General features: G+C 63.0%; 6 protein-coding genes and 2 pseudogenes. 3 read left to right on the forward strand and 5 right to left on the reverse strand.

What is annotated here, in order from left to right:
• Together WAN02_RS24275 and WAN02_RS24280 are read left to right on the forward strand one after the other, a co-directional pair.
• Positions 1-169, forward strand: a pseudogene (locus tag WAN02_RS24275) (TetR family transcriptional regulator); the annotation flags it as partial.
• Positions 170-248: 79 nt separating this feature from the next.
• Entirely contained in the window at positions 249-1,442 is a 1,194-nt protein-coding gene (locus tag WAN02_RS24280; RefSeq protein WP_422267182.1) for an amidohydrolase family protein, read from the forward strand.
• A 22-nt stretch (positions 1,443-1,464) separates the two neighbouring features.
• Here the strand turns inward: WAN02_RS24280 and WAN02_RS24285 are convergent, their stop codons facing one another.
• The 3 genes from WAN02_RS24285 to WAN02_RS24295 are packed head-to-tail and all read right to left on the reverse strand — an operon-like array spanning position 1,465 to position 3,392.
• The gene (locus tag WAN02_RS24285; RefSeq protein WP_422267184.1) at positions 1,465-1,824 is read right to left on the reverse strand and encodes a thiocyanate hydrolase; all 360 of its coding nucleotides are present in this window, start codon (positions 1,822-1,824) and stop codon (positions 1,465-1,467) included.
• 18 nt (positions 1,825-1,842) lie between these two features.
• On the reverse strand, positions 1,843-2,556 hold the full coding sequence (gene scnC, locus WAN02_RS24290; RefSeq protein ID WP_422267186.1) for a thiocyanate hydrolase subunit gamma: 714 nt from the start codon (positions 2,554-2,556) through the stop codon (positions 1,843-1,845).
• Positions 2,553-3,392, reverse strand: a complete 840-nt coding sequence (locus tag WAN02_RS24295) for an SH3-like domain-containing protein (protein WP_422267188.1) — start codon at positions 3,390-3,392, stop codon at positions 2,553-2,555. The genes scnC and WAN02_RS24295 overlap by 4 nt, the downstream gene beginning before the upstream one ends.
• A 143-nt stretch (positions 3,393-3,535) precedes the next feature.
• Here WAN02_RS24295 and WAN02_RS24300 point away from each other — a divergent pair, with 143 nt between their 5' ends.
• Positions 3,536-4,387, forward strand: coding sequence for an enoyl-CoA hydratase/isomerase family protein (locus tag WAN02_RS24300; RefSeq protein ID WP_422267190.1), 852 nt, complete (start codon positions 3,536-3,538; stop codon positions 4,385-4,387).
• 58 nt (positions 4,388-4,445) lie between these two features.
• Here WAN02_RS24300 and WAN02_RS24305 read toward each other — a convergent pair whose 3' ends face one another.
• Positions 4,446-6,155, reverse strand: a complete 1,710-nt coding sequence (locus WAN02_RS24305) for an FAD-binding protein (RefSeq protein ID WP_422267192.1) — start codon at positions 6,153-6,155, stop codon at positions 4,446-4,448.
• Positions 6,152-6,379, reverse strand: a pseudogene (locus WAN02_RS24310) (aromatic ring-hydroxylating dioxygenase subunit alpha); the annotation flags it as partial. The pseudogene WAN02_RS24310 and the gene WAN02_RS24305, both read right to left, overlap by 4 nt.

Genomic DNA, 6,379 nt, shown 5'->3' on the forward strand with positions numbered 1-6,379 from the left:
GGCATACGCAGTGCCGCGGATGCTGCGAAGTGGGCGGCGCGCGATGGTCATGCAGATCGACGTCCTCAACGATGGTGACGACGAGGAAAGGCTGCTCGCCTCGGCAACCGTGAACTTCGCCGTCGTCAACGGCGCGACCCCGAAACTGCCCGACCGCCCGCTGGCCTGACCTGCCGATTACACCTCGTCAGGCAGAGGTGGTAACGTCATTACCGCCTCGTGAGAATCCACACTTCAAGGAGATCGCCATGCCGTCACGCGAGCTTCCCTTCCCCGTGTTCGATGCCGACAACCATATGTACGAGCCGCAGGAAGCGCTGACCAAGTACCTCCCGGACAACCGCAAGCGGGTCATCGACTACGTCGAGGTGCGCGGCCGCACCAAGATCGTGGTTCGCGGCCACATCAGCGAATACATTCCGAACCCGACCTTCGAGGTCGTCGCCAAGCCGGGTGCGCAGGAGGACTACTTCCGCAATGGCGCACAGGGCAAGACCTACCGCGAGATCCTGGGCGAGCCGATGAAGGCGATCCCCGCGTTCCGTGAGCCGGGTGCGCGCCTCGAGGTGATGGACGAACTCGGGATCGATTACGCGTTGATGTTCCCGACCCTGGCCAGCCTGGTCGAAGAGCGCATGAAAGACGACCCGGAGATGACCCACGACGTCATCCACGCGCTCAACGAGTGGATGCACGAGCAATGGTCGTTCAACCACAAGGACCGCATCTTCGCCACCCCGGTGATCACCCTTCCGATCGTCGAGCGCGCGCTCGAAGAGCTCGAATGGTGCCTGGAGCGCGGTGCCCGCACGGTGCTGGTCCGGCCGGCACCAGTGCCCGGTTTCAAGGGCAGCCGTTCCTTTGGTCTCGAGGAGTTCGACCCGTTCTGGCAGGCCTGCATCAAAGCCGACATCCCGGTCTCGATGCACGCCTCGGACAGCGGCTACTCGGAGTTCGCCAATGTGTGGGAGCCCGGCGACGAGTTCCTGCCGTTCAAGCCGACTGCCTTCCGCAGCTTTGCGATGGGACACCGACCGATCCTGGACGCCATGGGTGCGCTGGTGTGCCACGGCGCACTGTCACGCAACCCCGAGCTGCGCATCCTGTCGATCGAAAACGGCGCCGACTGGGTACCGGACCTGTTCAAAGGCCTCAAGGGCGTCTACAAGAAGATGCCGCAGGCATTCCTGGAGGACCCGATCGAGGCCTTCAAGCGGTGCGTGTACATCACCCCGTTCTGGGAGGACCGGTTCACCGAGATCGTCAACATGGTAGGCACCGACCGGGTGCTGTTCGGATCTGACTGGCCACACCCCGAGGGCCTCAAGGACCCGATCACCTTCGTCGACGAGCTCGCCGACTTCGGCGAAGAGGACGTCGCCAAGATCATGGGCGGCAACCTGATGAAACTGATGAAGGTCGCCAAGCCGGTCTCGGCCTGATTCGCCGATCGCTGCCGCAGCGTCAGGCTTCAAGCCTGGCGCGCACAGCGGCGAGCCGGTCCGCCAGCTCGCTTTCGTCGATGAGCCCGCGGCGCACCAGCGTGTGCGCCAACGCCACCAATCGGTTCTCCGGGTAAGGCAAGTCGGAGTAGACGGTTGCGGCGAGCGCGTCTTCTTCACTGCGCTGCTCGACGCCGGGCAGCGCTGCGCCTCGGCTGCTTTGGTCAAGCGCGTCGCAGATCCCGTCAAGGCTCGTTTTCCAGGGTGGCAGCGGGTTGTCGACGCCGTGCTTCGCCGCCATACGGCCCCAAACCTGGTTTCTCTCAATAATTTTCGTCAGCGGAGCGATCGGTTTACCCTCGAATTCCTCCGGTGCGCTCATGGGTGCCTCGCCATTCATCTAGTCCACGGGATGGATAGCGGGGCGGGTCTCGGTCACCGCGTTCGACGTCACGCCAACCTTGGGCAGGGCGACACCGATCAGGCAGTCACGGGTGATGATCTCGACCAGCTGATCCTCGGTCCAGTCTTCAGTTCCCTCGGGACGCACCGGCATCACCATGAAGCGGTGCTTCTGGTTGGAGTCCTCTACTCGGACCTCAACCTCTTCCGATAGATACAACCCGAACTCGGCTAGCACTTGGCGCGGCCAGCGGACGATGCGACGCCGGAAGTTGGGCGTGCGGTACCACTCTGGCGAGTTGCCCAGGATCGGACGCGGATAGCAGGAGCAAAGCGTGCACACGATCACGTGGTGGAGCGTCGGCGTGTCTTCGAGCACATGGAACGCGGTGAAATCACTGGGTGTACCGAAGCCAGTGGGTTGCAGCCAGTCGACGCCGACTTCTTTGCTGGCGGCCATGGGATCGGTCAGAGCCAGTTTCTTGAACTCGGGGTCGATCCAGGCCCGCGCCACTAGATGCGCGGCAGGGGTTGGTCCGATCTGTTCCGCGAATTCGGTGAAGTGACGGTGTTCCTCAGCGGTGAAAATGCCCTTTTCTATGCATAATTCGCGAAGCGCGATCTCAAGGACTTCGAAGTCGGTGATCTCATCCACCATGGGCGCGGCCGTACGGTCGTGGTCGTGGTCGTGGTCGTGGTCGTCGGTGGTCATGCTGCCGCCTCGAGCCAGCGCTCTGGGATTTCGGTCTGCAAGGTGTCCTTGCCGGGGCCGGTGTAGTTGTGCCACAACTCAGACAGATTGAACCGCACAATGTAGAACCACTCGGGTTTCTGGTCCGGCCCATCCCATGTTTCGTCCTCGGCGGCCGGGCTTTCGTAAGAGACCACCGCGATCTCGCCTGTCGCGCCGCGCACGTACTCCTGAGTGCGGGTGTAAAGCAGAACCGGAAGCTCTCGCACCACGACTTTGTCACCGACCTTGAACTTCGGGGGGCCTGCCTGTCCGGCAAACACTTGCGGATCACCTTTGCCGACCGCGTGGGTGTGGTGCCGGTTGCGCTTTACAGTGGCGGGGTCGCCTTCGAATCTGGGTTTCGCCTCCAAGGATTTTCCCCGTAGGCCGCCGGCGAAGCGCGCTTTGACCTCTGCCATGCGCTCGGCCAACTCACTCAGGCCGATGTGATGCTTTTCCGCGAGGACCCGTACGACGGCCAGCAGCCAGCGCCCGTAGTACGGGAGGCCGAGGTAGATGGTTCGGCCCAGGTCGACGTTGCCCATCCGGCGTCGTTCCTCGGACAGCCAGATCCCACGCCAACCCAGTACCTCACACATGACGTAGGTGTTTTCTTCCCACATCTCGTACTGCTTGTTCTCGAATTCGATCGGCGCGTCCGGCTCGCCTCCGACATCATGCGGGGTCTTGGTGTAGGCGGCGAATCGGTGGTGATCAATCAGATCCGGCGTCGGCGCGTCCGGGAGTTCGGGATAGGAAGATTGGAGCCGCGCAACCAGTTCCAGTTGCTCCACCCGATCCGACGGGGTCGTCATCAGCATTCCGTTCGTCGTCACGATCTGGATCGATTGCCGTGCAGCGGTGTCCAGCGTTCTGAATACACTTCACTCCGACTGCGAGCATCGCGCAACCGTCAATCGAATTCGAATGCGGCGGCGTCCAGGTAACGTCAGCGAGCATGGAGCGGCGGACCCTGGAAGCGGTTATCTACGAGCGTGAACCGCCGATCGCGCGGATCATCCTGAACCGGGCCGACAAGGCCAATACCAAGGATGCGACTTTGGTGCAGGAGGTCGACGCCTGCCTGCACGAAGCCGACCGTGATCGCGACATCAAAGTCGTGATCATCAAGGCCAACGGCAAAGGTTTCTGCGGCGGGCACGTGGCCCGCTGGGATCCCGACGAGAATCCTTATCCCGATTTCGGGGACACGTTCGAGGACCTCTACAAAGGCACCGCCGACCTTTTTCTGTGGCCGACGTTGTATCTGTGGGAGTTTCCGAAGCCGACGATCTCGCAAATTCACGGCTACTGCATGGGCGGTGGGATCTATCTGGGCCTGCTGACCGACTTCTGTGTGGCATCCGAGGACGCCTATTTTCAGATGCCGCTGGCCCAGAGTCTCGGCGAACCGGGTGGGCACACGATGATCGAGCCATGGCTGCTGATGAATTGGCATCGCACCATGGACTGGTTGCTGCTGGCACCCACGCTATCGGCGGCTGAAGCGCTGGAGTGGGGACTGCTCAACAAGGTGGTGCCCCGCGACGATCTCGAGAACACCGTCGAGGAGATGGCGCGCAAGATCGCCCAGATCCCGTTGACCACCTCGATGGCGGTCAAGAACAGCGTGAAGCGCGCCTACGAGTTGATGGGCATGCGGGTGCACCTGCAAGTCAGCCACATCCTGACCAACATGGTCGGTGCTGCTTCCGACGTCCAGGAACGTCGAGCTCAACTCATGCAATCCGGTTTGAAGCCAAGGGATTTCGTCGGCCGCGACGAGGCTGGTTCAGCACCGCCAGCGTGAAGCCAGCCGCACACTCGAGGCCGAACGTGCGGCTGGCCGCACACTCGGCACGGAAGGACTACCGGCTCTTCTCACCGGCGAGCTTGCGCCCAGCCGCGTGCCGAGCGGCGACGTAACCGAACACCATCGAGCTGGCGATGCTCGCGCCGGCGCCCGGATAGGTTCGGCCCATCACCGTGGCGGTGGTGTTGCCGGTGGCATACAGGCCCTCGATCACCTGATCCTGCTCGTCGAGCACCTGTGCGTACTCATTGGTGATCACGCCACCGCACGTCCCGACGTCGGCCGGCAACACCCTGGTCGCGTAGAACGGCGCCGTCTCCAGCGGACCGACTGCGGCGTTGGGCCGATACCCCGGGTCACCCAGGCAGTCGTTGTAGGCCGATTGTCCCCTGCCGAAGTCGGGGTCCAGTCCCTTGACCGCGAACTGATTGAAGCGGTGGATCGTGCGCGTCAATTCTTCTGCGGGGAGGTCGGTTTGGCGGGCCAAATCCTCGATGGTGTCGGCACGTTTGACCGCACCGGAATCGATGAGCTCGGACGGCAGCTGTTGGTTGCGCTGCCGAAACTTCAATGGGTTACCGCTCGTGACGTAGCGGCGAACGTATCCGTCGTCGAAGACCATCCAGCACGGCACCGCCTTGTTCGCGTACATCGCCTTGCCGACCTCCACGTAGGAGTTCGACTCGTTGCAGAATCTCCTGCCGGTCGAGTCCACGTAGATCGCGCCGGGCCGTTGACGGCCCGAACCCAGCGAGGCGGCGACCGCCCCGCCGTTGGCGATGAAAATCGAAGGCAACCACCATGCTTCGTCGAGCAGATCGGTCTTCGCGCCCAGTCGCATCGCGGTCTGCAGGACTTCGCCGGTGTCGCCGGCGTTGGCGATTGACCACTTGGCGTCGTTGGGCTGATCGCCGCTGTATTGCCGCCGCATCTCGGCGTTGTGCCCGAATCCCCCGGCGGCCAACAACACTCCTTTGCGCGCCTCGACGTTCAGCGGTGTGCCGTCGTGGACGATGCGCACGCCGGCCACTCGGCCGTCTTCGACGATGAGGTTTTCCATCGCGGCGTTGATCCACAGCGGTGGCCGGCCGTCGCTGAGATCGATCAGCGCCTTGAGCATCTGAGCGATCAGCGAGGCGCCGTTGGTCAGAATCTGGCGCCGACGTATCCGGGCCGCGGCGGTGCGGATGAACACCCGGGTCGCCACGGCGAAAGCCTTTGGCGCACGGTTGAAGTACTGAACCGAGCGGAGTTCGTTGGTCAACACCACGTAACCGTAGTTCTTGGCCAGCGGCGGCTGCACTTTGTCACTCCAGCTGCCCAACTCCGCGGCGTCGAACGGAATGCCCTCGACGGCGCGGCCGATGGAGTTGCCGCCCTTGTGGTTCGGGTAGTAGTCGCTCCACCCTTCGCAACGGATGAGCCGCACGCCTTTGCGGATCAGGAAGTTGAGCATCTCGTAACCGGCAGTCAGAAACATCTCGCGGCGCTCGGGTGACGATGGTGCGCCGATGTCGCCCACGACGTCGGCAAGATAGGCAAGGCCGTCGTCATGCGAATCCGCTATACCGTCGGCCCGCATCAGCGGGTTGTTGGGCAGCCAGACGATGCCGCCGGACAATCCCGTCGAACCGCCCACCAGTGCTTGCTTTTCCACGATCAGCGGCTCGAGACCGCAGTCGAGCGCGGCCAACCCCGCCACCATGCCGCCGCCGCCGCTGCCGGCGATCACCAGGTCAACTGAACGGTCCCATTGGGTGGTCATCGCGCCTCCGAGGTGAAACCGAGATCGGCGATCGGTACGTCGATGGTGGTGTTGGTCTTCTGGATCGCGGGCACCAGCGCGTCATACGGCAAGCCGGCGAGAAAGCCGTCGACAACGCGTTCGAAGTTCGAGATCAACCCTTCGATCTGGTCGGACAACCGCATGTACTCGAAGCCCTTCGAATGCAGTCCTTTTTGCTGCCGGGGCAGGTTGGAGAAGTCCTG

Origin of the sequence: Mycobacterium sp. (assembly GCF_049281135.1) — a bacterium.
Classification (GTDB): Bacteria; Actinomycetota; Actinomycetes; order Mycobacteriales; family Mycobacteriaceae; genus Mycobacterium.

Excerpts from the sequence above, each read along its gene's own strand:
- WAN02_RS24305 (WP_422267192.1), bottom strand. The coding sequence starts at position 6,155 with ATGACCACCCAATGGGACCGTTCAGTTGACCTGGTGATCGCCGGCAGC.
- WAN02_RS24295 (WP_422267188.1), bottom strand. The coding sequence starts at position 3,392 with ATGACGACCCCGTCGGATCGGGTGGAGCAACTGGAACTGGTTGCGCGG.
- WAN02_RS24285 (WP_422267184.1), bottom strand. The coding sequence starts at position 1,824 with ATGAGCGCACCGGAGGAATTCGAGGGTAAACCGATCGCTCCGCTGACG.
- WAN02_RS24300 (WP_422267190.1), top strand. The coding sequence starts at position 3,536 with ATGGAGCGGCGGACCCTGGAAGCGGTTATCTACGAGCGTGAACCGCCG.
- WAN02_RS24280 (WP_422267182.1), top strand. The coding sequence starts at position 249 with ATGCCGTCACGCGAGCTTCCCTTCCCCGTGTTCGATGCCGACAACCAT.
- scnC (WP_422267186.1), bottom strand. The coding sequence starts at position 2,556 with ATGACCACCGACGACCACGACCACGACCACGACCACGACCGTACGGCC.